Genomic DNA, 26,394 nt, shown 5'->3' on the forward strand with positions numbered 1-26,394 from the left:
GTCAGGCGTCGTGCAGGGCCTCGACCTGGATGCGCAGGGTCACGGTCATGTCGAAACCGTAGTCCTTGCCGGCGTCGATACCGAAGTCGTCGCGCTCGATGGTGCCGTAGGCATCCGCGCCGCACTGCTCGCGCTTGAGCATCGGGTGCGGGACGCAGTTGAACAGGGTGATGTCGAGTTCGACCGGACGGGTGACGCCGTGCAGGGTCAGCTCGCCGACCAGCCGGGTTGGGCGACCGTCCTCGAAGCCGGCGAGGGTGCCGTGGTAGGTCGCCTGCGGATACTTGGCGATGTCGAACAGCTCCGGTCCTTTCGCATACCCGTTGAGCTTGTCGTGGCCGAAGTCGACGCTGGCCAGGTCGATGGTGACGTCTACCGTGCCGCCAGTGACCGCGCCCGTGTCGGTGGCCTTGTCGAGCGTGACTTTGCCGCTGCTGGTGTTGAATTTGCCGCGCCAGATCGAGATGCCCATGTGGTCGGCCTCGAAGCTGGGGAAGGTGTGCTCCGGGTCGATGGTGTAGTGCTCCGTCGCGTCCAGGGCAGCGGTGGGGGCGCAGGCGAGCAGGGCGACCAGTGTGGCGGCGGACGGGAATTTGAGACGGGACATCGGCGGGCTCCGCTGGGGGGGGAAGAAAACTCGGGATGCGTTTCACCTGTTTCTGCTCCAGCGACGAACGAGGCGGCGCGGGATCGACAGTGGGCGAAACCGGTGTCTCCGGGCGAGCGTATCCCGGACCATCCCGCGAACGGGTGTCCTGGCTGCCTTCGGCCCCGGTATGGTGGGCGGCCTCACGATGCACGGGAAATTCGATGGGCAACGCAATAGTCGAGCAGCCGGTGGCCAGGTCGAGGCGAACTTTTGGATGGCACGCGCTGGCGGGACTGCTGGCGGCGGCATTGCCGCTGTCGGTGGCGGTGCAGGCCGGCGAACCGGGTGACAACCGGCCTGTCGTGCACACCGGTGACGTGGCGCGCTTCTTCGAGGTGTTCGATGCCGCCGAGGGCCAGCCAGGCGCCGAAGCGCTGCAACGCGGATACCTGGACGCCGGCAGCGACGCACTGCGGGAGTTCACGCAGATCCGCATCGGGTCGATGGAGCGCCTGGCCGACGCCATCGCGGCCAAGCCCGCGCTGTTTGAAACGGCCCGCGCCTGTGCCGCCAGGCTGCCGGAAATCCGCAACCGGGTGGTCGATGCGCTGGACGAGTTGCATGCGGTGTTGCCGTCGGCCCGCTTCCCGCCGGTCACCGTGTTGGTCGGTCGCGGCACCACCGGTGGTGTCACCACGCCGGCCGGCGTGGTGATCGGGCTGGAGACGCTGTGCAACGCCGACTGGATGCAGGCCGATGTCGGCGACCGCTTCGTCCACCTGATCGCGCACGAATACGTGCACGTGCAGCAGCATGGCGCCGCGGTCGAGGTCGCCGAACCGACTCTGCTGTACCAGACACTGCTGGAGGGTGGGGCGGAGTATGTCGGCGAGCTGATCTCCGGGCAGGTCGCCAACGTCCACCTGCAGGACTGGGCGAGCGACCGCGAGTGCGCGCTGGGACGCGAGTTCCTGGCCGACAAGGACGGCACCGACCTGTCGCGCTGGCTCTACAACGGTCCGGGCGATGACGCGCGTCGGGGCGACCTGGGCTACTGGATCGGCCATCGGATCGCGCGCGCCTATGTCGATGCCGCGGATGACCCGCAGCAGGCCATCGTCGAGTTGCTCGACGTGCGTCCGGAGACCGCCGCCGCATTGTTCGAGGCAAGCGGCTGGCAGCCTGCGTGCGACCCGGTCACACCCCGAACGGCCACGTCTCCGGCACCCCGCCGCTCGGATGCTGCGAACCCAGTGGAGTGACGGCGGTGGTCTCGTCGAACCACGCATAGGCGTCGAACTGTTGCGGCAGCGACACTTCGGCGTAGTGACTCTGCAACTCGGTGTCGGGGCGGTAGATGACGCCGATGAAGCGCTCCAGCCGCGTGGCCAACAAGCGGCGACGCAGGGCCTCGTGCCGGTCCTTGCGCAGGTCGAGCAGGAAGCGCGGCACGCCGCTGTCGTGGCACAGCCGCTCGATGCTGTCGCGATGCGAGGGGCGCACGCGCATGACCTGCATGTCGCCGTCCCAGTCGCTGGCGGCGGCGACGGTGCCTGCGTGGGTGCCGAAGCCGACCAGCGCGGCGGCATCGCCAAAGCGTTCGCGGCACAGCTGGCCGATGTTGAGCTCGTCGCGTGCGCTGCCCATCTCGGTATGGCGGGCGTCGCCGATGTGCGAGTTGTGGGCCCAGACGATCGCCTTCGACTCCGGACCGTGGGCGTCGAGCAGGTGTTCGAGGGTTTCGAACATGTGGGTGTCGCGCAGGTTCCAGCTCTCGGCGCCGCCGTAGTACATGATCCGGTAGTAGCGCTCGGCGGCGGTGACCAGCCGGGCGTTCTGGGTGGCATCGAGGAACTGCTCGCCGTCGTGGGCGGCGTATTCGAGCCGGCTGGCCAGCAGGTCCTGCAGCTGCCGCACGACCTCGGCCTCGCAGTCGGCGTAACCGCGGGTCAGCACGGCGCGGCCGTAGGTTGCCGGTTCCTTCTGCCATGGCGTGAGGCAGCCGTAGCGCTCGCGCGCGACCGCCGCGGCCCCGGGGTCGATCCGATCGAGATACTCCAGCACGGCGGCGATCGAGCCGCGCAGGTTGTACATGTCGAGGCCGTAGAAGCCAGCCTGCGCGGGCGGCGCGCGGTCGCGGTTGTGCACGTGCAACCACATCACCAGCTCGGCGACGTCGGTGTTGCGCCACATCCAGGTCGGGAAGCGCCGGAACATCGGCTCGGCGTCGTCGCGTGGCGGCCGGTGGCGGATGTAGCGGTTGACCGCCGCCGCGTCCGGCCAGTCGGCCTCGACCGCGACGATGGTGAAGCCGTGGCGCTCGACCAGCCGGCGGGTGATCGCGGCGCGCGCGCGGTAGAACTCGGAGGTGCCGTGGCTGCATTCGCCGAGCAGCACGACGCGGCAGTCGGCGAAGCGCTCAAAGGCGTCGGCGAAGCCTTCGTCGTCCGGGTCGGGTAGCGGCTCGGCGGCGCCGGCGATCATCTGCGGGAGCGACTGCCCGCGGCTTTCGCCGGGCACGTGGTTGCTGGCCGCGCGGCTGCCGTCCTCGGCCCAGCCCTGCTCGCCGATCAGCGGCACGAACGTCACCCCGCCGAGGTCGTCCTGCTCGAAGCCGTCCTCGCCGGTGCGGGTGATCCGGCGCAGGCGCTGGCCAAAGATCCCACCGCCGACCGGGATCACCAGCCGGCCGCCGATCGCCAGTTGTTCGCGCAGCGCCGGCGGCGGTTCCGGCGCGCCGGCGGCGACCACGATCGCGTCGAACGGCGCCGCCTCGGCCCAGCCGCGGGTGCCGTCGCCGACCCGCAGCTCGATGTTGTCGTAGCCGAGCTTGTCGAAGCGTGCCTGCGCCTGTTCGGCCAGCGAGGCATGGCGTTCGATGGTGTGTACCCGCGCCGCGATCCGGCTCATCACCGCCGCCGCGTAGCCCGAGCCGGCGCCGACCTCGAGCACGCGGTCATCGCGCCCGATCCCGGCGGCCTCGACCATCAGCGCAACGATGTAGGGCTGCGAGATGGTCTGCTTCTCGCCGATCGGCAACGGGCTGTCCTCGTAGGCGAATTCCTCCATCCCGGGCTCGACGAAGGCCTCGCGCGGCACCGTGCGCATCGCTTCGAGCACGGCGGCGTCGCGGATGCCGCGGCCGGCAATGTGGCTGGCGACCATGCGCTCGCGCGCACGGGAATGGTCGGGGCTGGGGATCGGCATGGCGCGCGCTCCCGGACCGGGTCCGTTGTGCGGGCGTCCAACGATGGGCCGGCCGGTGTAAAAGCGATGTCACCAGCGGGTTATCCGCTCAGCCTGGCGCCGACGCCTCGGCAGCGCAGTGGAGCAAGCGGCGTGCGCGGGCCGCCAGCGCATCGCGCAACACATCCGGCTGCTCGATGCTGAAGTCGAACGGCAGCCGTGCCAGTTCCCCGGCGAACCAGTCCAGGTGGTCGGTCTGGGCGTGGAGCAGGACGCCGCGGTCGGTCTGCTCGAACGTGCCGATGCCGTCGAAGAAACACCGGCGCGCGTCCTGCAGGTCGGCATGCAACCGCACCCGGACCGCATGCGCGCGCGGCATGGTGGCGACCGAGAAGCTGAGGTGGGCGAGGGCATCGAAGTCCTTCGGCCGGGCGAAGCTGATCGGCAGCGGCTGCACCGAGACGATCCGGTCGAGCCGGAACGAGCGCAGGCAGCCACGCAGGTGGCAGAAGCCCGCCGCATACCAGCGACCGCCGCGGAAACCGAGGCCGTAGGTATCGAAGCCGCGGCTGCTCTGCTCGCCCTGCGCCGAGCGGTACTCCAGTTGCACCCGCTGCTGCGCCTGGGCGGCGGCGCTGAGCGTGGCCAGCGCGCCGTTGTCGCCGGTCGGCGCGGCGCGCGACAGGTCCAGGGTCACGGTTTCGTCGATCGCGCGCAGGCGCTTGTTCAACTTCGCCGGCATCACCCGTTCGAGCTTGGCCTGGGCACTGCTGACCGCCGGCTGCGCGTCCGACAGGCCGAGGCTGCGCGCCGCAAGCAGGCCGACCGAGAGCGCCAGCGCCTCGTCGTCGGTGAACATCATCGGCGGCAGCTTGAAGCCGGCGACCAGCGCGTAGCCGCCATAGCGCCCGCGCTCGGCGGTGATCGGAATGCCGAACTCCTCGAGGATCGCGATGTAGCGCCGCAACGTGCGCGCGTCGACGTCCAGCCGCCGTGCCATCTCCGGACCGCTGATGCGGCCATGGGCCTGCAGCAGCTCGAGCACGGCCAGCACGCGGGTGGTCGGGTGGTAATGCGTCGGGGGCATGGTGGCGATGCTAGCAATCAATCAGGGCCGGAACTGCCCTGATTTGTCGCGAGCATGGCGGCTCCCGACACGGACCGATCGCTGCGATGAACCAGTCCTACATCCTGTTCGAGGCGTATTCCCAGGTGGTCGAGCTGCGCCAGTACACCTTGCATCCCGGCCAGCGCGACGTGCTCATCGAGCTGTTCGAGCGCGAGTTCGTGGAGTCGCAGGAGGCCACCGGCATCCGCGTGATCGGCCAGTTCCGCGACCTCGACAACCCCGACCGCTTCGTCTGGCTGCGCGGCTTCGCCGACATGCCGGCGCGGGCGCGCGCGTTGCAGGCGTTCTACGGCGGCCCGGTGTGGCAGGCCCATCGCGACACGGCCAATCCGACCATGGTCGACTCCGACAACGTGCTGCAGCTGTGCCCGGCCTACGCCGTGTCCGGATTCCAGATCGAGCGCAGGCCACGCGCACCGGTCGGCGAGAGCGGCGATGGCCCCGGGCTGGTGGTGGCCACGCTGTACCACTTCGACGCGGCAGTCGACGAGGACTTCCTCGCGTTCTTCGCCGACGAGCTGGTGCCGGTACTGGAGAAGTGCGGTGCCGCGGTGTCGGCGGCGCTGGTCAACGATGCCACTCCGAACAACTTCCCGGCACTGCCGGTGCGCGAGGGCGAGCACGTGTTCGCCTGGTTCGCGCGTTTCGCCGACGTGCAGGCGTTCGACCGCCACCGCGCCGCGCTGGACGCGTTGCCGGCCTGGCGCGAGCGCCTGCAGCCGGCGCTGCTGCGGCGGCTGTCACGGCCGCCGGAGACCCTGCGGCTGGCGCCGACCTTGCGTTCGCGGTTGCACGGCTGAAGCATGGAGATCCGGCGCCACCCCATGCGCGGTCCGGGACGTCCTGAAACGTTTATCCGGCGTTGAACTGGAGCCGCGCCTGCCGACTAGACTGGAGGTCCGTCCCAGACCCCGCCGGGCCATGTCCAAATCGAGGTTTTTCGCCGTCATCTGCCTGGGTGCGTTGCTCTCGGCCTGCAATCCGCAGCCGCCCGAGGGGGCGACGGTGCCGCTGTCGCAGACCCGTGGCGATACCGATCCGCGCGGTGGCGCGATCTCCGACGCCACGGTCGAGGTTCCCGCACCGGTGGATCCGGCCCCGCAAAAACCCAGCGACGAACGCCCCGAAACCAACTGGCGGCCGATGGACCTGACCAGCGGCAAGGCCTGGGTCAGCTGCGAGCACGACTACCTCGCCGACGGCGACGGCGAGCCGCTGCCGTCGCTCGGCTTTTCGGCCATGCGCAAGGCGCTGCTGCCGTGCCGTGAAAACGGCCTGCTGCGGCTGCGCTACCGCGGCAAGGTGTCGCCGGAGTTCACCGCCTTGATCGAGCGCACCGCCGAGCTTGCCGAATCGCTCGGGATCGACAAGCGCATTCTCGATCTCGACTCCACCGGCGGACAGATCGAGCAGGCGATCATCGCCGGCGACATCATCGGCGAATCCGGCTGGACGGTCTGGGTGCGCGAGGATTCGGTCTGCCACAGCTCCTGCGTGCTGGTGCTGGCGGCCGGCGACATGCGCATGATCGCCGGCAAGGTCGGCATCCACCGGATGATCCGGATCGGCTCAAACGCGACATCGCGGGCGGAACTGCAGCGCGAGCTGCAGGAAGTCCATGCGCAGGTGCGCGAATACCTGCAGCGCAACGGCGTCGCCTTCGCGGTGGCCGACCTGATGATGACCGTGCCCAACCGCAGCCTGCGCCTGCTGACCGACGCGGAGCTTGACCTCTACGGCGTCGATGGCCGCAACGCGGTGGAGGACGACCTGCAGCGGATCACCCTGACCCGCGAATGCGGCGAGGCGTTCGTGCAGCGCAAGGATGCGTTCTTCCGCGCCTACGACAAGGAGTGCCGCGCGTCCAGCGAGCAGGTCGACGTGATGGCCGATTGCGGGCAGGTACTGCGCGAGCGGTTCGGGTTTCCCGACCCGGAATGCCCGGTCGAAAGCCCGTTGTCGGAGTACGACGTGAGTACCCGGATGCCGGTGGCCACGACCGCGGGCGGGCAGGGCGCCTGAGCGGTTGAGTGAAGGCGCCTATTTCGGCGCCGGGTAGGGATTCTTTTTCAGCAACCGGGCCAGGTGCACCGCGTTGCTGGCCAGGGTGTTGATCGTCTCCGTGGTTTTCTTCGGCACCTTGTCGAGATCCTTGAAGTCGACATCGCCCATCGCCTCGCCGACCCAGTACGCCGAGCTGCCCGCCGGGATGGTGAAGCCGACGTCGGCCAGCGCCTGGTAAAGCTCCGCGGTGACGTGGTGGGCGCCGTCCTCGTTGCCGACCACGCCGACGATCGCGACCCGCCCGAACGTCGGGTAGCAGCCGTGTTCGTCGATTTCGCCCAGGAAGGCATCCATGCGCTCGGTCACGCGCTTGGCGATGCTGGACGGCTGGCCCATCCAGATCGGCGTGGCCATCACCAGGATATCGGCGTCCATGACCCGTTTGCGCAATGCCGGCCATTCGTCGCCGTTGCCCTCGTCGGCGGTGACGCCGGGCTTGACGTCGTGGTCGACGACGCGCGCGGACGATGTCGCGACGCCGTGGCTGGCGATCGCTCCGAGTATCAGGTCCAGCATCTTCTGTGTGGAGGAGGCCGTTGGCGACGGCGTGAGCGTGCAGTTGAGGCCGAAGGCGCTGGACGACATGGGGCGCTCCCGTGGACAGAGTGAGTGCGTCACCCTGCGCCCGATGGCGTAAACGTCGCGTCCCCGGCGGTCCCCGCAGCGTCTCCGCACAACGCCCGCTTGCGCGCGGGCGTGAGCTGCTTGATCGCATATTCCGCGCGACTGGCGGCGCCCCGGTCCGGGTACTCGAACCGCGCCAGCAGGCGCACCGGTGGGCGCGAGCGGGTATAGCGCGCGCCCTTGCCGGCGGCGTGTTCGCGATAGCGTCGTTCGACATCGGTGGCGATGCCGGTATAGATGCTGCCGTCGCGGCATTCGATCAGGTAGACGTACCAGGGCATGCGGGATACGCGCGGCGTGTTCGGGACATCGCAGGATAGACAGCTTGACGCATCCGTCACGGAAAAAACTTCACCCCCGTGCAGTTCCTTGCCATCGCTCCAGGCGTTGAGCGCCTCGTCGCGGTCCTGCGGGCTGGCACGCGGCTTGCGCTGTCCCCCGTATACCCCGCGAAGAAGGAGACAGCACATGCAAGGCAACAACAACGTCGGAAACGACCTCAAGGCGGTGGCGCAGGACGTCATGCAGCTGGGCGCGCGATGCGTGCAGGCGGGTCGCGAGTGGCTTACCGATCGGAGGAGCGAAATGAACAACCGCAACGACGAAAACCATCACGCGCATCGCGAGCCGGGCCGCAGCCGGTACCAGTGGGAGCGCGAGCAGCCGGAGAACCAGCGCCACGGCCTGGGCGGCGGCGCGTACACCCCGGGGTCGTACGGATTCGGCGGCTACCCGGGCCGGCAACAGGGAGAAGGCTACGGCAGCAGCTCTGGTTACGGCGACCCCGATGCCGACAGCTACATCGACCGCAGCGGTTATCGCGCGCAGCCGTACGTGGTGCCCGGCGATACCCAGCCGCGTTACGGCGGTCCCGGTCGCCAGCGCAGCTACGCGGGCGTCGGGCCACGCAATTACAGCCGGTCCGACGAGCGCATCACCGAGGACCTGTGCGAGCGGCTGACCCACGATCCCGACATCGATGCCAGTGACATCGAGGTCCAGGTTGCCGGCGGGACCGCCACCCTCGAGGGCACGGTGGGGCAGCGCTGGATGAAGCACCGCGCCGAAGACCTCGCCGACGGCTGCAGCGGCGTGCGCAACGTCGAGAACCGGATCCGGGTGCAGTCCGCCCAGCCGGGGTACGACAGTGGCGAGTACGCGGGCGCGGACTGGAGCCGGTCCACCAGTCGCGGCTCGACGAGTTCGGCGTCCGCATCGCAGGCGGGCAGGGGTTCGACCACGACCGGCACGTCGTCGACCGCTCCGTCGGCGGGCAGCGCGGCAGCGACCGGCAAGACCGGCAAGGCCGGCAGCAACCCGCCTGGAAGCTCCACCCCGCACTGAGGCCGCGGCCAGGCGCCGCGGGGCCGCGTGACCTGGCGAATGCGGGTCACCCCTCGCGGCGCCCCAACTGGTTGTGGATCGTGCGCACGCTGACGCCGAGCGCGCGCGCGGTGCGGGTCTTGTCGTTGCCGTAGCGGGCGAGCGTCTTCAACAGCATCTCGCGCTCGACTTCGGCATAACTCATGCCGACGCGGAAGTTGACGCTGTCGGCCTCCGCTTCGCCGCCGACCGGGTGGGGAGGCGGCTCGTGGAGGTCGACCCGGTCGCCGTCGCCGAGGATGCACGCGCGCTGGATCGCGCTGCGCAGCTCGCGCACGTTGCCGGGCCAGTCATAGCCGTGCAGCACGTGCAGCGACTCGCGCGAGAGGCGCTTGTCCGCGCCATGTTCGGCATTGAACCGGTCGATGAAATGGTTCGCCAGCAGCAGCCGGTCGTCCCCGCGCGAGCGCAGCGGTGGCAGCACCACGATGAAGTCGGCCAGCCGGTAGAACAGGTCCTCGCGCAAACGGCCCTCGTCGATCGCGACCATCGGGTCGCGGTTGGTCGCGGCGATGACGCGCGCATCGAAGGCGATCGACTCCGTGCCGCCCACCCGCGTCAGCAGGCCGGTCTCGAGCACCCGCAGCAGATACACCTGCAGCGGCGGCGGCATCTCCGCGACCTCGTCGAGGAACAGGGTGCCGCCGTGGGCCTGTTCGAACAGCCCGACATGCCGCGAAGCCGCACCGGTGAAGCTGCCGCGCTCATGCCCGAACAGGTGGCTGGCAAGCAGCTCCGGCGCGATCGCGCCGCAGTTGACCGCAACAAACGGGCCGTCGCGACCGCTCTGCCGATGCAGTGCACGTGCGACCAGTTCCTTGCCGGTGCCGCTTTCGCCGGTGACCAGCACCGAGGCGCGGGTCGGTGCGATCTTCGCCAGGTCGTCCTGTACGCCGCGCAATGCGTCGCACTCACCGATCATGCGATCGACGGGATGGTCCGCGCAGTCGGAAGGGGGGATGTCGAGCCGTGAAGCCATGCAGGCAACGCTAGCGGCGTGACGGTTAAAAGGCCGTCAGCGCAGGGGTTGCAACTGCAAGTCCGGTCGCCACGCCCGGGAGCGACGACATGAGGCGTTCAGCCCCGTCGACCGTATTCAGCCTGCGGCGACAACCCGGATCACGTCTTCGACGCCATCGATGCTGACCACCTGGCCCAGCCGGATCTTGCAGGTCTTGCGTAGTTCGGTGACGCCGTCGACCCTGACCGCGCCACTCGCCACCAGCGCCTTGCCCGCGCCGCCGCTGTCGCACAGCCCGGCCAGCTTCAGCAACTGGTTGAGTTCGACATGGTCGCGGTCGAGCTCGAAATCGATGGCGTGCATGGGGTCGGGGCTTGGGCGACGGGTGCACAGGGTCGCAGCGACCGCCGCCATCCGCAATGCGCGCCGCGGACTGAACGGCGATATGACGCGCGCGGACCCGCGGCTGCCCGGCGTTCCGAGGCGCGCGCGGGCCCGAACTGCGATCATGGCGCATGACCGACACCGCGCCCGACCTTTCCTTCTCCACCCTGGCGCTGCCGCCGGCCCTGCTGCAGGGCGTCGAGGCGCTCGGCTACCAGGACCTCACCGCGATCCAGGCGCAGAGCCTGCCGGCGATCCTCGACGGCCGCGACCTGATCGCGCAGGCACCGACCGGCAGTGGCAAGACCGCGGCGTTCGGACTGGGGCTGCTGCACCGGCTTGATCCGGGCCGGATCCAGACCCAGGCGCTGGTGCTGTGCCCGACCCGCGAACTGGCCGACCAGGTGGCCCGGCAACTGCGCAAACTCGCGCTGGGCATTCCCAACCTGAAGGTCTCGGTGCTGTGCGGTGGCACGCCGCTGGCGCCGCAACTGGCCTCGCTGGCGACCCACGACCCGCAGGTGGTCGTCGGCACGCCCGGCCGCATCCAGGAACTGCTGCGCAAGAAGGCGCTGCACCTGCGGGGCGTGCGCACGCTGGTGCTGGACGAGGCCGACCGGATGCTCGACATGGGCTTCGAGGAGCCGATCCGCGAGATCGTCGGCAAGACCCCGAAGGAGCGGCAGACCCTGCTGTTCTCGGCGACGTTCCCGGAGTCGATCCGCACGCTGGGCGCGGCGATGCTGCGCGAGCCGGTCGAGGTCACCGTCGAGGGTGCTGAAAACCGGGCGGCGATCGAGCAGTGGTTCTACGAGGTCGAGCCGGCCAGGAAGACGCCGCTGCTGGCCGCGCTGCTGCTGGAGTTCCGTCCCGAGTCCTGCGTGGTGTTCTGCAACATGCGCCGCGATACCGAGGAGGTGGTCGGTTCGCTGGAGCACTACGGCTTCACCGCGCTGGCACTGCATGGCGACATGGAGCAGCGCGACCGCGACGAGGTGCTGGTGCGTTTCGCCAACCGCAGCTGCAGCGTGCTGGTGGCCAGCGATGTCGCCGCCCGCGGGCTCGACGTCGCCGACCTGGCGGCGGTGGTCAATTACGAGTTGCCGACCGATCCGGACACCTACGTGCACCGGATCGGCCGCACCGGCCGCGCCGGCAAGGGCGGGGTGGCGCTGAGCCTGTGCGCACCGCGCGAGGTCGGTCGCGCCCATGCCATCGAGCAGCACCTGGGAACGACGCTGCGCTGGCAGCGCGCGACCCCGCTCGCAGGCAAGGCACCGAACGTGCGGCCGGCGGCGATGGTCACGCTGCGGATCGACGCCGGCAAGACCGACAAGCTGCGTCCCGGCGACATCGTCGGTGCGTTGACCGGCGAGGCCGGACTGCCGGTGGCCGCGATCGGCAAGATCGACGTGTTCCCGACCCGCTCCTACGTCGCCATCGCCCGCGGCAGGGCCAATGCCGCGCTCGCGCGGCTGCGCGAAGGCAAGATCAAGGGCCGCCGTTTCCGCATCAACCGTCTGTAGGAGCGACGCAAGTCGCGATCACCAGTCGGTGCCCTGCGGCGTCCCGCTATCGCCCGTTGACGCTGAAACGCCCCGGTCCGATCAACGCGATCACCAACGCCGTACCCAGGAACATGCCCTGCAGTTCCAGCGCCCAGCCGCCCTGGCCGTTGAGGCTGGCCAGCTGGCCCATGTGCGCGAGCACGATCGCCACCAGCATGTTGACCGCGACCAGCAGGCCGCCGATCCGCGCATGGAAGCCGGCGATCAGCATCAATGGCGCCACCACCTCGCCGATCAGCACCGCGTAGCCGAGGAAGCCCGGCAGGCCCTGCGCCTCGACCATGCCGGTGATGCCCGACAGGCCGCCGTTGAGCTTGGCGATGCCGTGCAACAGGATCAGCACGCCGAGGGTGATGCGGAGGAGGAGTTTCCCGAGGTCCTGCTGCAGCGCTGGATTCATGGTGGTGCTTCCGGTTGGGCGATCGTCCGCAGCATAGTCCCCGGCGGACTATTCGACCACGTTCTTGGCCTCGGCGGTCGCCAGCACCTCGACGTGCTCAAGCCGCCGCGGTTTGCCCAGCAGCGGATGCACGAACACCGCGGCCAGGATGATCACCACGCCGAGGTAGAACATCGGCGCCAGTTCCTGCTGCTCGCCCAGCAGCACGATGGCCAGCGCGATCGCGTAGACCGGCTCCAGGTTGACCGCCAGTTGCACCGAGAACGCGCTGGTATGGCGCAACGCGACCAGCGACAGCGCGAACGGCAACAGCGTGCAGGCCAGCGACAGCACCAGCAGCAGGACCAGGTCGCGGGTGCCTGGCATCACCAGCAGGTCGCCGGCGAATGCGGGGAACACGAACGGCATCAATGGCGCCAGCGCGGTCAGCGCCATGGTGCCCGCCCCCAGTTCCAGCGCGGTCACCGTGAGCGGGTCGCCGTGGTCGACCAGGCGCTTGTTGAGCGAACCGAAGATCGCCACGAACAACGCCGACAGGGCGCCGACCGCAATGCCGATGCGCATGTCATCGGGCACCCCGCCGACCACCAGCGCGACCCCGGGCAATACCGCGATGCCGAGCACCAGGTCGCGCTTCGAGAAGCGGGTGCCGGCCAGCCACGGCTCGACCAGCGCGGTGAATGCGGTGGCCAGCGCCATGCAGGTCGCGCCGACCGAGGCATTGGCGAGCTTGATCGCGCCGTAGAACGTCAGCCAGTGCAACGCGACCAGCACGCCGACCCCGGCGTACGACCACAGCAACCGCGCCGGCATCGCCCGCAGCCCGCGCCAGACCTTCGGCAGCAGTGCCAGCGCGACCACCACGATCAGCATCCGCGTCCATACCAGCGGCAGCGCCGGCAGCGTGATCAGCTTGCCGAGGATCGCGGTGAACCCCCACAACACCACGCAGAAGTGGATCTGCAGGAAGGCCTTGCTGGTCGGGGTCATGGGCATCGGGCAAGTGTGCCGAAAGGCGGGGAAGAAAAACGAGTGCCGCGGGGGGGCGGGCCCTGCCGATGCCACCTGGATTCCGCATCCATCGAACGTCACATCGAATCGTCGACGGCGCAGGGCTTCGTTGTAGGAGCGACGTGAGTCGCGATTTCACTGATGCCCGGGATCGCCGTGCGATCGCGACTTACGTCGCTCCTACACCGGAGGGAGTCCATCCAGGGCTGCGCGTTCCTGCCCCTCCGCGGCGGCGACCTGCAGCAACCAGTCCACCACGGCCCGCGCCGCGGGCCGCAGGCGCCGGTGGGCGGGGTACACCACGTGGTAGTTCCAGCGCGCCGGCACCACCGGGCCAGGCAATCGCACCAGCCGCCCGGACTCCAGGTAGTGGGTGACGATCTTCTCGCGCGCGAGCGCGGCGCCGAAACCCGAGGCCGCCGCTTCCAGTGCGTCGGTCGAGTCGCTGAAGACGTGCCGCTCGTCGAGCGCGCCGACGTGCACGTCCGCCGCCCGGAACCAGTCGTGCCAGCCCTGCCGGCCGAGGTCCGCCACCAGCGGCAGCGTCGCCACGTCGGCGGCGGCCAGTACCCGCTCGATCCCGGGCAGGGTCGGCGACGCCACCGGGAACAGCGCGTCGTCCATCAGCGGGTGCGCGGTCAGGCCGGGCCAATGGCCGGGCCCGTGCCGGATCGCGAAGTCGGGGCCGCCATCCTCGAAGCGGGTCAGCACCACCTCGGTGGCGACCGTCAGCCGGATATGCGGGTGCGCCGCGACCAGGCCGGGAAGCCGCGGGATCAGCCACGTGTGGGCCAGCGAATGGAGGGTGGAGATGCGTACCCGGTCGTGTTCCTCGTGGCTGGTGCGCAAGACCGACAGCACGTCATCGAGGTCGGTCAGCGCGTCGCTGGCGGCGTCCGCCAGTTGGCGGCCCTGGGCGGTCAGCGAGACCCCGCGCGCGTGGCGCCGGAACAGCACGACGCCCAGCCGCGACTCGAGCTTGCGCACGTGGTGGCTGACCGCGCTGGCGGTCAGGTGCAGCTCCTCGCCGGCGTGGGCGAAATTCTGGTGCCGTGCGGCCGCTTCGAACGCCGCCAGCGCCGGCAGCCAGTCTCCTCGCAATGCCATGGTCCAGCCTCAAACAGGATTTGTGCCTGACCCGCAAAGTATGCACTTGCGGTGCCATCGGGCATACGGAAAATGGCGGTTCGCCCCGAATCGAGCTCGCTCCCCCATGCGGACCGCCGAAGCAAGCATCAATGCCGTGCCCGTTGTCGATGCGCCATCGCGCGCGTGGCTGACCCCGCTGGAACTGGTGGTGCTGGCGGCGATCTGGGGCGTGTCCTTCATGTTCCAGCGCGTTGCCGCCCCCGAGTTCGGTACCGCGGCGCTGTCGGAGCTGCGGCTGGGGTTCGGCGCGCTGGTGCTGCTGCCGTTCCTGTGGCGACAGCGCGCGGCGTTCCCGGCGAAGGTATGGCCGAAAGTGGTGCTGGTCGGCGCGATCAACTCGGCGGTGCCGTTCGCGTTGTTCGCCTGGGCTGCGCAGCACGCGCCGGCCGGCATCAGCGCGATCACCAATGCGATGGCGGTGCTGTTCACCGCGCTGGTCGGGTTCCTGTTCTTCGGCGAGAAGATCGGCGTGCGCCGCGCCGGCGCGTTGCTGGTCGGTTTCGCCGGCGTGGTGGTGCTGGCCAGCGGCAAGACCGCGGGCGCGAGCATCGGCTGGGCGGTCGCGGCCGGATGCGGGGCGGCCTTCATGTACGGCGTCGGCGTGCATATGCTGCGCCGGCATTTCTCGGGCATGCCGCAGGCCGCGCTGGCGTCGGCGACGCTGGGCTCGTCGGCGCTGCTGACGCTGCCGTTCGCGATCGCCGACTGGCCGACGCAGGCGGTGTCGATCAATGCGTGGCTGTCGGCCGGCCTGCTCGGCGTGCTCTGCACCGGTCTGGCGTATGCGGTGTACTACCGGCTGGTGCAGCGCATCGGCGCGAGCCGCGCGGTCACCGTCACCTACCTCGTGCCGCTGTTCGCGGTCGGCTGGGCCTGGTGGTTGCTGGACGAGCCGTTGACGGTGTCGATGGGCATCGCCGGCGCATTGATCCTGGGCAGCGTGGCGATCAGCCAGAAGGCCGGGAAGTGATTGCCTGAGGGTGCGCGCCGTTTGGCGCGAGACTGCCGTTTGAGGCGGGACTGTCGCTCAACGCGGGACTGCCGTCGACGCTGGATTGCTGTTGTAGGAGCGACGTAAGTCGCGAACGCGACGGAAGGCGGCAGTCGAGGTCGGTGGGTTGCCGAAGTCCCGCTCGCAAGCGATGGGTTGTTGCGGCGCAGGTTCCGGTCGGCCAGTCCGGTCGATGCACGGCTCTTTTGGCGTTCGCGACTTACGTCGCTCCTACATGGGCGTGCGGGGGCTTGATGCGCGCGCGGGTCAGGCGCGCAGTTGCTCGATCAGCGCCATCGCGGCGGCGGGGTTGCGCTCCTTGGCGGCGCTGATGAAGTAGACGAAGACCTCGCGCGGGCCGGTCGGCGCGCTGGCGGGGTCGATCCGCGGCACGTCGTCCGGCTCGCCGCCGCGGGCCCATTCGCGCGCGCGGCGTGACCACAGCGCCAGTTCGTCGGTGCTGTAGCCGTTGGCGATTTCGGCACGCGAACGCATCAGGCGCAGGTATACGAAACCGGCGGTCACGTCGGCGAACGACGGGTAGTCCCGCGAGTCGGTGAACACCGTGGCCATGCCGTGGTCGCGGGCCATCGCCAGGTAGCCGGAGTCGACAAAGTCCGGCACCCGGACATCGAGCACGTGGCGCAGCGGATGGCCGCCAATCGCGCGCGGAAGCAGGTCCAGGAAAGCGTTGAAGTCGCCGCGTTCCAGCTGGCTGCCCTTGTCGAACTGCCACACGATCGGCCCCAGCCGGTCGCCCAGCGAGGCGATGCCGCCGAGGAAGTCCTCGACCTGTCCGCCGGTCTTCGCCAGCACCCGCGACTGCATGATCCGCCGCGGGGCCTTGAGCGAGAACAGGAAGCCCTGCGGCGTCTCGGCCGCCCAGCGCGCGTAGGTTTCGGGCTTCTGGGCGCCATAGTAGGTGCCGTTGATTTCGATCGCGCTGAGCTGGCGGCTGGCGTATTCCAGCTCGCGTCGCTGGACCAGCCGGTCCGGATAGAAATTCTTTCGCCACGGCACGTAGGTCCAGCCGCCGATACCGACGCGGATGCCATCGACCGGACCGATGCCGGCCACGGTGGCGCCGGCATCCGCGAAGAGGTCGTGACTCATGCCGTCGCGTCGCCTGCGTCGTTGTCGTGCGCCTGCCAGGGGTCGTAGCTGCCGAACCACCACAGGTGGCCCTCGATGTCACGACAGGCATAGCCGCGTCCGCCGTACTCCTGGTCGGCGATGTCGATCACGATCTCGGCGCCGGCGGCCTTGGCCTTGGCGTAGTGCTCGTCGATCGCCTCGACCACCACGCAGCAGCTCTGGGTCTCGCGGCCGTCGACCTCGTCGGGCTGCACGGTGTGGCGGCCCCATTCGCTTTCGTTGTCGGCCGAGCCGAGCATCACCATGCCGCCAGCGAACGTCAGCTGGGCGTGCAGGACGGTGCGCTCGTCGGCGTAGACGGCCTGGCGCTGGAAGCCGAAGGCGTCGCACAGCCAGTCGATCGCGACGTGCGCGTTGCGATAACGCAGGCACGGAATGATCGTGCTGGCAGTGCCGGGTGGGTGGGCCATGGCGGGATCCTCGTGCACGCAGGCCGGCAGGATAGCCCGCCGACGTTAAGCGGCCGTGCCCTCGGGCGTCCTGGTTTCCGGGGCGGTTGCGGGGGGCTCGGGCGCGGCGGCCTCTTCACGCACCCGGCGGCGCTGCCAGAACCGCGGCTGGCCCTTCGCGCGCGGCTTGCGGGGCCGCACCGGACGACGCGACTGCTCGTCGCGGGCGAGGTCGGCCATCGCGTACAGCCGCGCGCTGCGGCCCCACGCGACCGAGGCGACCAGCAACTGGGTCAGCAGCAGGCCGAGCAGCAATTCGAGCCAGCCGGAGCCACTGGCCTGCACCCGCAGCAGGCCGAACACAAGCGCCAGGCCATAGCCGGCCAGCGCGGTGCCGAGGTAGACCAGCAGGGTGGCGACCGGCCGGCGCAACAGCAACATGAAGCCACGCCCCCAGGCACGCACTGCCGAGCGCCGCGCCGGATCGGAAGCGATCACGCCGCGCCCGGCCTCGACGCTGGCGTGGGCGAGCACCAGCAGAACGGCGACCACGCCCAGCGCGATGTTCCGCGTACGGTCGACGTCGGCCGAGAGGATCGCGTCCGCGGTGCTCCGGCCGGCCATGCCCATCGCCGCCGCGCCGATGCCGAACGCGATGCCGAGCGGCAGCAGCGACCACAGAAGGGTGCGCAGCATGCGGCCGTATTCGCGCGCACCGCCGCCGATCAGGCCGGTGGAGCCGAGCGGGTAGCCGGTGCGGATCGACGCGACCACCATGCCGCTGAGCCACGGCGACAGCAGCAGGGTCAACGCAAGCGCGGCGAAACCCGCGCCGCCGAACCACGCGCCGTTTTCGGAGATGTTGCCGATTGCGCCGAACATCGCCATGGGCTCGAATGCCGTGGCGATCCGCTCGACCTGCAGGCTGTGGTCGAACTGCGCCGCCAGCGAATGCCAGACCGGCAAGGCGACAATTGCCGTGGGCAGCAACAGGCCGAGCGCCCAGAGCACCAACAGGCGCCATTGCAAGGCGTCAGCCAGGCCGGCGAACAGGGCACGCAGGCCGCCGCGCTTGCGCGGGCGGGCAGGCGGTGGCGTCGCGACCGTCGGTTCGGCGACCTTCGGCTCGGCGTGGGAATCCGTCATCTCGGGTTGCATCGTCATAGGGCCACCAGCAGGACGTAGAAGGACTGCAGCAGTGCGGCGAAATCCGCACTCCAGCGGCGGGAGGCGCGGCCGTCGGGTTCGAGCGTGCGGCTGTCGTCGAGCTTGTCGGCGTCGAGATGGATTGCGTTGGCGCCATCGATGCGCGCCGACACGGCGCGGGCCGGGGTGATGAACTCGAACCGCGCCCAATCGTCATCGCCCTGCCAGCGGCGGAGCTGGTGCGAACCGTCGGCGAAGTCGACCCGCACGGTCTGCGGCACGGCGGCGCCTTCGCGCCGCAGCACCACCTGGGTGCGGTACGGGAACGCGCCGACGCCGTCCTTCGCGTCCGGGTGCGCCTTCTTCCAGGCAGTGCGGTGGTCGGCAACCGCCTTGTCGAGGTCGGCGGCGGTCAGTTCCACCCGGCGACCCTTGAACTGCACCAGCCCGGGCTGCGGCAACACTTCCTGGCTGTGCAGCGAGACCACCCGGTCGCTGACCAGGCTGGCGTCGTAGACGTGCCGCGCGAACAGGCCCTCGACCAGTTCACGCTGGCCCGAGACCTCGGCCAGCACTTCGCGCAAGTCGGCGCTGCCGGGGTGGCGGAACTTCCAGCGCTGGTAGTAGGTGCGGAACGCGCGTTCGAGCAGTTCGCTGCCGAGGCGCGACTCCAGGTCGGTCATCAGCACCGCGGTGCGCGAGTAGACCGTGCCGTAGCTGCCGCTGGAATAGCGGTTCCAGGCGTTCTGGCCGAGGCCGTCGAACGGCTCGTCCAGCCCCGCGCCGAGGCGGTGCTGCTCGACCGGACTGATCGACACGTTGACGCCGAGCCGGCGCAACCATGGCGGGATCGGATTGATCGCCTGGTCCCCGGCCGCGACCAGCATGCGCTGGTTCCAGAACTCGTTGAGTCCCTCGTCGAGCCACGGTTCCTCGAATTCGTTGGAGCCGAGGATCCCGTAGAAATACCCGTGGCCGAACTCGTGGATGGTCACGAAGTCGAGCAGGTAGCGCTGCAACGTGCCGGGCCGCACCTCGTCGTAGCTCGACGCGGTGAAGAACGTCGGGTACTCCATGCCGCCGGCCTCGGCCGCGTTGTACGGCGGCACCACCGCGGTGACGGTGTCGTAGGGGTAGGGGCCGAGGGTCTCGCCGAAATATTTCAGCGAATCGAGCGTGGCCTGCAGCACCGGTTGCGCGTTGGAGGCGTACTCGGGGTGGAACAGCACGCGCACGTCGACCTCGCGGCCGTCGGCGCGGCGGAAGGTCCCGGTCAGCGGTTTGGCGTAGCGGTCGTCGGCGGTCCAGGCGAAGTCGTGGACGTCGCCCTGCACGTAGCGGTGGCTGACCATGTCGCCGTTGGCAACCGGCGCGCCCTGCAGCTTGCCGGTGGCGCCGACGGTGTAGCCCTTCGGCACGGTCAGGGTCACGTCGTAGAGGCCGAAGTCGGCGTAGAACTCGCTGTGCAGGTGGAACTCGTGGGCGTTCCAGCGCGGCGCGGTGGCGCCGCGCTCGCCGGGCAGCTCGAGCACCGCGATCTTCGGGAACCACTGCGCGACCAGGTGGAAGCTGCCGTAGTAGCCGGTGCGCGCGGTGACCCGCGGCAACTGGTCGAAGAAGTCGATGTCGAGCGTGGTGCTGGCGCCGGGTGCGACCGGCTGCGGCAGGTCGAGACGGACCACGGTGCGGTCGGTCGCCGGGCCGTTGTCGGGCTGGACGAAGGTCCACTCGACCGGCGCGCCGGCCTGCTCGACCGTCTTCAGTTCGATGTAGCCCCAGTCGCCCTCGTCCATGTCGACGCCGCTGCGGAAGCCGGAACGCAGCTTGCGCATCTCGGTGAAAAAGGTGCTGCCCGGACCTGAAAACGCATTGAGGTAGAGGTGCAGGTAGACCGCGTCGACCGGACGGTCGCTGCGGTTGCGCCAGGTCAGCTGCTGGCGGCCATCGATGGTGTGTTTGACCGGATCGAGGGTAGCCTGGATGCGGTACTCGACCACGCGGTCGGACAGGGTCGCCTCCTGGCCGGTGCGCGGCCCGCCCCAGGCGTCGGGCGCGCTGGGCACGGTGACCGCGGCGGCGTCGGGTGCGGCCAGCGCGATCGGTTCGAGCGTCGTCGCGGGCGTATCAGTCGCGGCGGTGCCCGGCCCGGGCGGTTGCGCCTGCTGCGCGCTGGCGTGGAACGAAGCAATGGCCAGCAGCGCGGCCAGCCCCCATCGAATGGAAGTGCTCGGCATGCGTTCGAATCCGTGTTTTCCCCAGTGACCGAGGGTGCCCGTGGTCACGGATCGAAGCAAGTGCCATGCCAATGGTCACGGGTCGCCCCGCGTCATTCGGCCTCGTCACTCTCGAATTCGACCATCACGTCCAGGTCGAATGCCAGGGCCTCCACCGCGTCGCGCACCTTGGCCGCGGTGGCGTCATTGGGCGCCTCGATCTCGAGCACGCGCATGCCCGGACCTTCGTCGTCGGGCAATCCGGCCGAGCTGGAGTCGGGGTCGTCCATGTGCGGCATCAGGTCGGAAATCTCCTCGACGTGCTCGATGCCCTGCACGCTGGTCAGCAGGTTGCCAATGGCGCGCGCGTCGTCTTCGCTGCCGGTGATCCGGATCCGCAACTGGGGCATGGGGGCGCTCTCGTGTGGGGTGTCCCGAGGCTAGGCAGCGGGCGGCTAACACGGCGTGATGGAAGGGGATAGGCTTGCGGCATGGAACCGACCCTGCCCGCCACGCGCCTGCCCGACGTGACCCTGCGCCCGCTCGAACGCAGCGACCTGCATTTCGTCCACGTGCTCAACAACAACCGCAGCGTGATGGGCTACTGGTTCGAGGAGCCCTACGAGTCGTTCGTCGAGCTGGAGGAGCTGTACCGCAAGCACATCCACGACCAGTCCGAGCGCCGCTTCATCGTCGAGCACGCGTCGCCGGAAACCCAGGCGCACGAACGGGTGGGGCTGGTCGAGCTGGTCGAGATCGACCACCTGCACCGGCGCGCGGAATTCCTGATCATGATCTCGCCGGATTTCCAGCAGCGCGGTTTCGCCAAGGCCGCGACCCGGCGCGCGATCAACTACGCGTTCCGCGTGCTCAACCTTTACAAGCTGTACCTGCTGGTCGACGTCGACAATGCGCCCGCGATCCGGATCTACGAGGGCGCGGGGTTCCAGCGCGAGGGCGTGCTGGTCGACGAGTTCTTCAGCGACGGCCGTTATCGCAGCGTCATCCGGATGTGCATCTTCCAGCACGAGGCGCTGGGTCGCGACGACGAGCGCCGCGACGCCTGACAGCCGGTCCGGTCAACCGTTGGCGGCGGTGTCGCCCGCGTCATCCGCACCGGCCTCGCGCACCGGCAACGGCACGTTGCACAGGTCGATATGGCCGGCCGACACCTTGTACCAGTCGTCGCGGCGGTTGCGCCGCGCCTCGGTGACCGCGGCAAACGTGGGACTGTCGGTGCGGAGTACCTCAAGCGCGCCGCGTTCCGCGGCCGGGACTTCGCTGGCGAGCCGGATCGACTTGATCGCGGTGCGCCGGGCCGGGTCCTCGTAGAACCCCATCGGCTCCGGTCCGCGCGGGATCACCGACAGCAGCTCGATGCCGTCGACCACGCGGCCGACCAGGGTGATGTTGCGGTCGAGCTGGCGCGGCGACTGGCCGGTGACGACGTACAGCTCGGCGCCGGTGCTGGAGTCGGCGGCCATGCCGCGGCCGGCACCGAGCGCGCCGTAGCAATGCGCCATCCATGCCATCCCGGCCTTCGAATCGTGTCCGGCCGGGAAGCCGTCGACGAAGCCGACCTCCGGCGCCCAGCCGTCGCTGTCGGGCAGCGCGGTGAACGCCAGGCCGTCGCTGGAGCGCTCGAACTCGGCGGGCAGGTGCGCCTTGGCGCTGCCGATCGACTTCGCACCGGCCTCGTCCGCGTTCGGGTCGCCGAACTGGACCACGAAGTTGTCCTGCGAGCGATAGATGTCCAGGCCGTCCCAGAACCCTTCCTTCGCCAGTGTCCGGATGTTGCCGACGTGTTGCGGGGCGAACTGCGGCGCCAGCTCGAACACCACCCGTCCGCCCTCGAGTTCCATGTAAAGCGTGCTGGCCGGATCGAGCGTGCGCCAGGCCGACGCCGGCGAGGCATCGAGGATGTCCTGCACCGACGGTGCCGGTGTCCTGTCGGCGGCATCCGCGGTTTGCGCGGCGTCCGGTTCCTGCGCCGAGGCACCGAAAGCGAGGGCGAGGAGCAGGGCGGTCGACAGCAGGCGCGGATTCGGCACGGGATGGCTCCAGGACGGTTGGTTGATGCCCGATTCTGGCCGAAGCATCCCATCGGAGCCACCGACACCTCTTGAGCATCTGTAGGAGCGGCTTCAGCCGCGCTCGGAAGTCGGCATGACGAACGATTCCACGATCGCGGCTGAAGCCGCTCCTGCAACAGCATTGCGATCGTCAGTGACTAATGGCAGGTGAGCTATATCGAAGTGAGTAGTAGCTTCATGGACAAGTCCACGAACCCGCCGCGCCGATGACCGAAACCGGGCCACTGCTGCGCAAATTCCAGAAGGAGCTGTCGGCCGGCACCGTCTCGCTGGCGCTGCTCGCGGTCATGGCCGCGGCCGACGAGCCGATGTACGGCTACCAGATCGCGAAGCGGCTGGAGCACATCGGCGAAGGCGTGCTGGCCGGCAAGCAGAGCGCGTTGTACCCGGTGCTGCGCAACCTCGGCGCGGCCGGTCTGCTGGACAGCTTCGTCGAGCCATCGGATGCCGGGCCGCCGCGCCGCTACTACCGCATCACCGCGCTGGGACGCGACACGCTGCAGGCGTGGGTGGGCGCCTGGCGTGCCACCCGCGATTCGGTCGACGCCGTCCTCGCACCCATCCCACTCGCAACCCGACCGGGGGAATCCGAATGAACACCGCGCACTTCACTCCGCCGACCACCATCGCCGAATACCTGGATCGCCTGCGCCGCGCGCTGGCCGGCGCCGACCCGGCGTTGGTGCAGGACGCGCTGTACGACGCCGAGGAATACCTGCGTTCCGAACTGGCCGAGAACCCGGGCAAGAGCGAGGCCGCCGTCATCGCCTCGGTCGCCGGCAGCTACGGCGCGCCGGGCGAGGTCGCCGACATCTACCGCGATACCGAAGTCACCGTGCAGACCGCGCTGCGGCCGCCGCATCGTGCGCCGCACAGGTCGCTGGCCGGCCGGTTCTTCGGCGTGGCCGCCGAACCGCGGACGTACGCGGCCCTGTTCTACATGCTGCTGTCGCTGGCAACCGGTATCTTCTACTTCACCTGGGTGGTGTTCGGCGTCAGCTTCTCCCTTGGCATGTCGGTGCTGATCATCGGGATCCCGATCCTGATCCTCTATTTCGGCTCGGTCCGGGTGCTGTCGCTGGTGGAAGGGCGGCTGGTGGAAGCGATGCTCGGCGAGCGCATGCCGCGGCGCCCCCTGTACAGCGAGCGGGGCAAGCCGTTGCTGGAGCGCGTCAAGGACCTGTTCGTGGACCCGCGCACGTGGTCGACGCAGCTGTACTTCCTGTTGATGCTGCCGCTGGGCGTGGCCTACTTCATCGTCGCGGTCACGGGTCTGGCGACCTCGCTGACGTTGATCGCCTCACCGCTGATGCTAGTGACCGGCGCCGGTGGGTATTTCATGATCGGCGGCATCGACGTGCTGTCCCGGCCGGAACCGTGGGCCTGGCCGGTGGCGATGCTGCTTGGCGTGCTGCTGTTGTTCGTCACCATGCATGTCGCGCGTGGCATCGGGCAGCTGCACAGCCAACTCGCCAAGCACCTGCTGGTGAAGTCGGCGCAGTATTCGTGAGCGGCGCGGGTACGCTTGGGTAGCAATGGCGCAGGCCGTGACGCACCCCGGCTCCCTGTAGGAGCGACGTAAGTCGCGATATCCACGCAGTTGAACAACGCCGGGACTTCCGCTTGCGATGAAGTTCCCCAACGCGACCCATGAAACTTCGACCGGACCAAGGGTCAAGGCTGTGCTGTGCGTCGTGCGATCGCGACTTACGTCGCTCCTACATCGGGGGCGGGTGCGCCGGTTCACGTCGACGCCGGAGGCGACCCCGGGTCCTCGCACCTTAGCCCGCGTGGCGGGCGATGAAGTCGCGCACCTGCGGATAGACCTGTTGGCGCCAGCGGCGGCCGCTGAAGATGCCGTAATGGCCGGCGCCGTCGACGGTGAGGTGTTCGCGGTCGCCTTCGTCGATGCCACTGCACAGCTCGTGCGCGGCACGGGTCTGGCCCTGGCCGGAGATGTCGTCGAGCTCGCCCTCGATGGTCAGCATCGCGGTGCCGGTGATCCTCGACGGGGCGACCCGTTCGCCGTTGATTTCCCACAGCCCGCGCGGCAGCAGGTGTTCCTTGAACACCACGCGCACGGTGTCGAGGTAGTACTCGGCCGGCATGTCGAGCACGGCGTTGTATTCGTCGTAGAAACGCCGGTGCGAGGCGGCGTCCTCGAGGTCGCCCTTGAGCAGGTGCTCGTAGAAGTCCCAATGCGACTGCGCGTGGCGCTCTGGGTTCATCGCCATGAAGCCGCCGTGCTGCAGGAAGCCCGGATAGACCGGGCGGCCGGCGCCGGGGTAGGTCGCCGGCACGTTGTGGATCAGGTTGGTCTCGAACCACCACAGCGGCTTGTCGACGGCGAGGTCGTTGACCTGGGTCGGGCTCTCGCGGGTGTCGATCGGGCCGCCCATCATCACCATCGATTTCGGCGTCGCCTCGCCGCGCGCGGCCATCAGCGACACCGCCGCAAGCACCGGCACGGTCGGCTGGCAGACGCTGATGACGTGCAGGTTCTCGGCGCCGATGGCGCGGATGAATTCCTCGATGTAGCCGACGTAGTCGTCGAGGCCGAAGCTGCCCTCGGCGGTCGGTACCATGCGCGCGTCGATCCAGTCGGTGACGTAGACCTTGTGGTCGCGCAGCAGGGTCCGGACGGTGTCGCGCAGCAGGGTGGCGTGGTGGCCCGACAGCGGCGCGACCACCAGCACCGGCGGGTCGTCGCGCAGGTTGGCGATGTGGCCGGCGTCGTCGGCGAAGCGCTTGAAGCGCAGCAGCCGGCAGAACGGCTTGCGCAGGACCTCGCGCTCGACCACCGGGTATTCGGTGCCGTCGATCTCGATGCGGTGGATGCCGAACTCGGGTTTCTCGTAGTCCTTGCCGATGCGGTAGAGCAGCTCGTAACCGGCGGCCAGGCGATTGGCGCCGGGCATCGACGACAGCCAGCTGCCCTGGTCGCCGAACATCTTGGCGCCGGCGTCGGCCCAGTAGGTCACCGGCGCCATCCACGCGCGCCCGAACTCGTGCATCTGGTAAAGCAGCATACGGTTCCGTTCCCCTGAGTACGGATATGTTGCGATGCAGCGTAGCGGATTGCGGTGGCGGAAACGTGAATCGGCGTCGGGATCGCTACTCGCCTGCCTTGTGCACCTTGTCTTGTGTAGGAGCGACGTAAGTCGCGATCGCACGACGGAACCGGATGGCAGTGAAATCGCGACTTACGTCGCTCCTACAAAAGGCGGGTCAGTTCGGGAGTTCCAGGGCCGCCGTATCGCTCCGCAAGCCCGGCGCCAGCCACAGGTGCGAGCCCAGCGGCGCGAGGCCGATCCGGGCGAAGCGTTCGCGGTAGAACTTCGCTGGCCGCGCCATGAAACCCTCGGTGTCGCCATCGATGCCGTCGGCGCGGGTGAAGGTCTCCAGGAACGCGACGCCGCCGCACAGCTCGGCCAGCGCCGGCAGGCCGCGGTCGAGTTCGCGGGTCGGCAGGTAGTGCAGCACGTCGCTGCAGACCAGCAGGTCGACCGGCGCGCAGGGGCGCAGGTACTCGAAGTCGCCGAAGCGGGCGTGGTGCAGGTTGCGGCGCGAGCCGTAGCGGGAAATCGCGTATTCGCTGCTGTCGAAGCCGAGGTACTGCAACTTCGGCCGCAGCTTCAGCAGCGGCGCGCGCCAGGCACCTTCGCCGCAGCCGATGTCGAGCACGCTGCGGATCGGCCGTTCGAGGTGGTATTCGGCCGTCGCCACCGCGAGCGCGACCTTGCGCGCCAGTCGCGCGCCGCCGCCGATCGCGGTGTCCTTCAGCGCGGGGTCGCGGTACCAGCGGTCGAAGTAGGCCTGGTCGTAATGTTTAGTCATGGTCGTCGGGGAGCGTCGGTCTGGACGGTTGGGAGCAGCATGTTCGCGAGGGCGGCTGGGCCGACGCAGTGCGAGATGAGGTGGCGTCGCATGTCATCCTGTCGCGATCACCGCCACCCTAC

The 26,394-nt window shown here is 69.3% G+C and carries 27 protein-coding genes; 9 read left to right on the forward strand and 18 right to left on the reverse strand.

Going from position 1 to position 26,394, the window contains the following annotated elements:
• Window position 1 precedes the first annotated feature (1 nt).
• A complete protein-coding gene (locus tag ACT9AS_RS05415) occupies window positions 2-607 on the reverse strand; it encodes a YceI family protein (protein ID WP_445099116.1) in 606 nt (201 codons plus the stop codon).
• 203 nt (window positions 608-810) lie between these two features.
• Here ACT9AS_RS05415 and ACT9AS_RS05420 point away from each other — a divergent pair, with 203 nt between their 5' ends.
• Window positions 811-1,851: a DUF2268 domain-containing putative Zn-dependent protease gene (locus ACT9AS_RS05420; RefSeq protein ID WP_445099117.1), complete on the forward strand. Its 1,041-nt coding sequence runs from the start codon at window positions 811-813 to the stop codon at window positions 1,849-1,851.
• Here ACT9AS_RS05420 and ACT9AS_RS05425 read toward each other — a convergent pair.
• Window positions 1,787-3,796 (reverse strand): protein-L-isoaspartate(D-aspartate) O-methyltransferase, encoded by a 2,010-nt coding sequence (locus ACT9AS_RS05425; RefSeq protein WP_445099118.1) that lies wholly within the window; start codon window positions 3,794-3,796, stop codon window positions 1,787-1,789. The two genes, ACT9AS_RS05420 and ACT9AS_RS05425, sit on opposite strands and share 65 nt — an antisense overlap.
• Window positions 3,797-3,884: 88 nt before the next feature.
• Window positions 3,885-4,862 carry a WYL domain-containing protein gene (locus ACT9AS_RS05430; protein ID WP_445099119.1) on the reverse strand — a complete coding sequence of 326 codons (978 nt, stop codon included), beginning with the start codon at window positions 4,860-4,862 and terminating at the stop codon, window positions 3,885-3,887.
• An 86-nt stretch (window positions 4,863-4,948) separates the two neighbouring features.
• Here ACT9AS_RS05430 and ACT9AS_RS05435 point away from each other — a divergent pair, with 86 nt between their 5' ends.
• The gene (locus ACT9AS_RS05435; protein WP_445099120.1) at window positions 4,949-5,704 is read left to right on the forward strand and encodes an NIPSNAP family protein; all 756 of its coding nucleotides are present in this window, start codon (window positions 4,949-4,951) and stop codon (window positions 5,702-5,704) included.
• A 121-nt stretch (window positions 5,705-5,825) separates the two neighbouring features.
• Entirely contained in the window at window positions 5,826-6,926 is a 1,101-nt protein-coding gene (locus ACT9AS_RS05440; protein ID WP_445099121.1) for a hypothetical protein, read from the forward strand.
• Window positions 6,927-6,944: 18 nt separating this feature from the next.
• Here the strand turns inward: ACT9AS_RS05440 and ACT9AS_RS05445 are convergent, their stop codons facing one another.
• Together ACT9AS_RS05445 and ACT9AS_RS05450 are read right to left on the reverse strand one after the other, a co-directional pair.
• Entirely contained in the window at window positions 6,945-7,553 is a 609-nt protein-coding gene (locus ACT9AS_RS05445) for an NAD(P)H-dependent oxidoreductase (protein ID WP_445099122.1), read from the reverse strand.
• A gap of 29 nt (window positions 7,554-7,582) precedes the next feature.
• Complete coding sequence (locus tag ACT9AS_RS05450) at window positions 7,583-7,873, reverse strand: GIY-YIG nuclease family protein (RefSeq protein WP_445099123.1); 291 nt, start codon at window positions 7,871-7,873, stop codon at window positions 7,583-7,585.
• A 187-nt stretch (window positions 7,874-8,060) separates the two neighbouring features.
• Here ACT9AS_RS05450 and ACT9AS_RS05455 point away from each other — a divergent pair, with 187 nt between their 5' ends.
• Window positions 8,061-8,936, forward strand: a complete 876-nt coding sequence (locus ACT9AS_RS05455) for a BON domain-containing protein (protein ID WP_445099124.1) — start codon at window positions 8,061-8,063, stop codon at window positions 8,934-8,936.
• 46 nt (window positions 8,937-8,982) lie between these two features.
• Here the strand turns inward: ACT9AS_RS05455 and ACT9AS_RS05460 are convergent, their stop codons facing one another.
• Window positions 8,983-9,897 carry a sigma 54-interacting transcriptional regulator gene (locus ACT9AS_RS05460; protein WP_445099125.1) on the reverse strand — a complete coding sequence of 305 codons (915 nt, stop codon included), beginning with the start codon at window positions 9,895-9,897 and terminating at the stop codon, window positions 8,983-8,985.
• Between the two features lie 174 nt (window positions 9,898-10,071).
• On the reverse strand, window positions 10,072-10,299 hold the full coding sequence (locus ACT9AS_RS05465) for an RNA-binding S4 domain-containing protein (protein WP_445099126.1): 228 nt from the start codon (window positions 10,297-10,299) through the stop codon (window positions 10,072-10,074).
• Window positions 10,300-10,451: 152 nt separating this feature from the next.
• Between ACT9AS_RS05465 and dbpA the strand changes: the two genes are divergently transcribed.
• A complete protein-coding gene (gene dbpA / locus ACT9AS_RS05470) occupies window positions 10,452-11,846 on the forward strand; it encodes an ATP-dependent RNA helicase DbpA (protein WP_445099127.1) in 1,395 nt (464 codons plus the stop codon).
• A gap of 46 nt (window positions 11,847-11,892) precedes the next feature.
• On the opposite strand, the gene ACT9AS_RS05475 is transcribed toward dbpA, so the two are convergent.
• The 3 genes from ACT9AS_RS05475 to ACT9AS_RS05485 all read right to left on the reverse strand — a co-directional run bounded on the left by ACT9AS_RS05475 (window position 11,893) and on the right by ACT9AS_RS05485 (window position 14,406).
• Window positions 11,893-12,288, reverse strand: a complete 396-nt coding sequence (locus ACT9AS_RS05475; protein WP_445099128.1) for a DoxX family membrane protein — start codon at window positions 12,286-12,288, stop codon at window positions 11,893-11,895.
• A gap of 48 nt (window positions 12,289-12,336) precedes the next feature.
• Complete coding sequence (locus ACT9AS_RS05480; protein WP_445099129.1) at window positions 12,337-13,284, reverse strand: EamA family transporter; 948 nt, start codon at window positions 13,282-13,284, stop codon at window positions 12,337-12,339.
• A 195-nt stretch (window positions 13,285-13,479) separates the two neighbouring features.
• A complete protein-coding gene (locus ACT9AS_RS05485; RefSeq protein ID WP_445099130.1) occupies window positions 13,480-14,406 on the reverse strand; it encodes a LysR substrate-binding domain-containing protein in 927 nt (308 codons plus the stop codon).
• 106 nt (window positions 14,407-14,512) lie between these two features.
• Between ACT9AS_RS05485 and ACT9AS_RS05490 the strand changes: the two genes are divergently transcribed.
• A complete protein-coding gene (locus ACT9AS_RS05490) occupies window positions 14,513-15,418 on the forward strand; it encodes an EamA family transporter (RefSeq protein WP_445099131.1) in 906 nt (301 codons plus the stop codon).
• 288 nt (window positions 15,419-15,706) lie between these two features.
• On the opposite strand, the gene ACT9AS_RS05495 is transcribed toward ACT9AS_RS05490, so the two are convergent.
• The 5 genes from ACT9AS_RS05495 to ACT9AS_RS05515 form a co-directional block, all read right to left on the reverse strand.
• Window positions 15,707-16,552, reverse strand: coding sequence for a DUF72 domain-containing protein (locus tag ACT9AS_RS05495; RefSeq protein WP_445099132.1), 846 nt, complete (start codon window positions 16,550-16,552; stop codon window positions 15,707-15,709).
• The gene (locus tag ACT9AS_RS05500) at window positions 16,549-17,004 is read right to left on the reverse strand and encodes a VOC family protein (protein ID WP_445099133.1); all 456 of its coding nucleotides are present in this window, start codon (window positions 17,002-17,004) and stop codon (window positions 16,549-16,551) included. The genes ACT9AS_RS05495 and ACT9AS_RS05500 overlap by 4 nt, the downstream gene beginning before the upstream one ends.
• A 45-nt stretch (window positions 17,005-17,049) precedes the next feature.
• Window positions 17,050-18,129 (reverse strand): hypothetical protein, encoded by a 1,080-nt coding sequence (locus ACT9AS_RS05505; RefSeq protein ID WP_445099134.1) that lies wholly within the window; start codon window positions 18,127-18,129, stop codon window positions 17,050-17,052.
• A gap of 14 nt (window positions 18,130-18,143) precedes the next feature.
• Complete coding sequence (locus tag ACT9AS_RS05510) at window positions 18,144-20,363, reverse strand: M1 family aminopeptidase (RefSeq protein ID WP_445099135.1); 2,220 nt, start codon at window positions 20,361-20,363, stop codon at window positions 18,144-18,146.
• 92 nt (window positions 20,364-20,455) lie between these two features.
• A complete protein-coding gene (locus tag ACT9AS_RS05515) occupies window positions 20,456-20,752 on the reverse strand; it encodes a hypothetical protein (RefSeq protein WP_445099136.1) in 297 nt (98 codons plus the stop codon).
• Between the two features lie 81 nt (window positions 20,753-20,833).
• Here ACT9AS_RS05515 and speG point away from each other — a divergent pair, with 81 nt between their 5' ends.
• Window positions 20,834-21,409 carry a spermidine N1-acetyltransferase gene (gene speG, locus ACT9AS_RS05520; RefSeq protein WP_445099137.1) on the forward strand — a complete coding sequence of 192 codons (576 nt, stop codon included), beginning with the start codon at window positions 20,834-20,836 and terminating at the stop codon, window positions 21,407-21,409.
• 12 nt (window positions 21,410-21,421) lie between these two features.
• On the opposite strand, the gene ACT9AS_RS05525 is transcribed toward speG, so the two are convergent.
• The gene (locus ACT9AS_RS05525) at window positions 21,422-22,441 is read right to left on the reverse strand and encodes a peptidylprolyl isomerase (RefSeq protein WP_445099138.1); all 1,020 of its coding nucleotides are present in this window, start codon (window positions 22,439-22,441) and stop codon (window positions 21,422-21,424) included.
• Between the two features lie 200 nt (window positions 22,442-22,641).
• Between ACT9AS_RS05525 and ACT9AS_RS05530 the strand changes: the two genes are divergently transcribed.
• Together ACT9AS_RS05530 and ACT9AS_RS05535 are read left to right on the forward strand one after the other, a co-directional pair.
• Window positions 22,642-23,031, forward strand: coding sequence for a helix-turn-helix transcriptional regulator (locus ACT9AS_RS05530; RefSeq protein WP_445099139.1), 390 nt, complete (start codon window positions 22,642-22,644; stop codon window positions 23,029-23,031).
• Window positions 23,028-23,945 carry a sensor domain-containing protein gene (locus tag ACT9AS_RS05535; protein WP_445099140.1) on the forward strand — a complete coding sequence of 306 codons (918 nt, stop codon included), beginning with the start codon at window positions 23,028-23,030 and terminating at the stop codon, window positions 23,943-23,945. Before ACT9AS_RS05530 ends, ACT9AS_RS05535 begins: the two co-directional genes overlap by 4 nt.
• A 271-nt stretch (window positions 23,946-24,216) precedes the next feature.
• Here the strand turns inward: ACT9AS_RS05535 and ACT9AS_RS05540 are convergent, their stop codons facing one another.
• Window positions 24,217-25,461: a polyhydroxyalkanoate depolymerase gene (locus ACT9AS_RS05540; RefSeq protein ID WP_445099771.1), complete on the reverse strand. Its 1,245-nt coding sequence runs from the start codon at window positions 25,459-25,461 to the stop codon at window positions 24,217-24,219.
• 202 nt (window positions 25,462-25,663) lie between these two features.
• Window positions 25,664-26,272 carry a methyltransferase gene (locus ACT9AS_RS05545; protein WP_445099141.1) on the reverse strand — a complete coding sequence of 203 codons (609 nt, stop codon included), beginning with the start codon at window positions 26,270-26,272 and terminating at the stop codon, window positions 25,664-25,666.
• Window positions 26,273-26,394: the final 122 nt, after the last annotated feature.

This window comes from Lysobacter sp. F60174L2 (assembly GCF_052547135.1).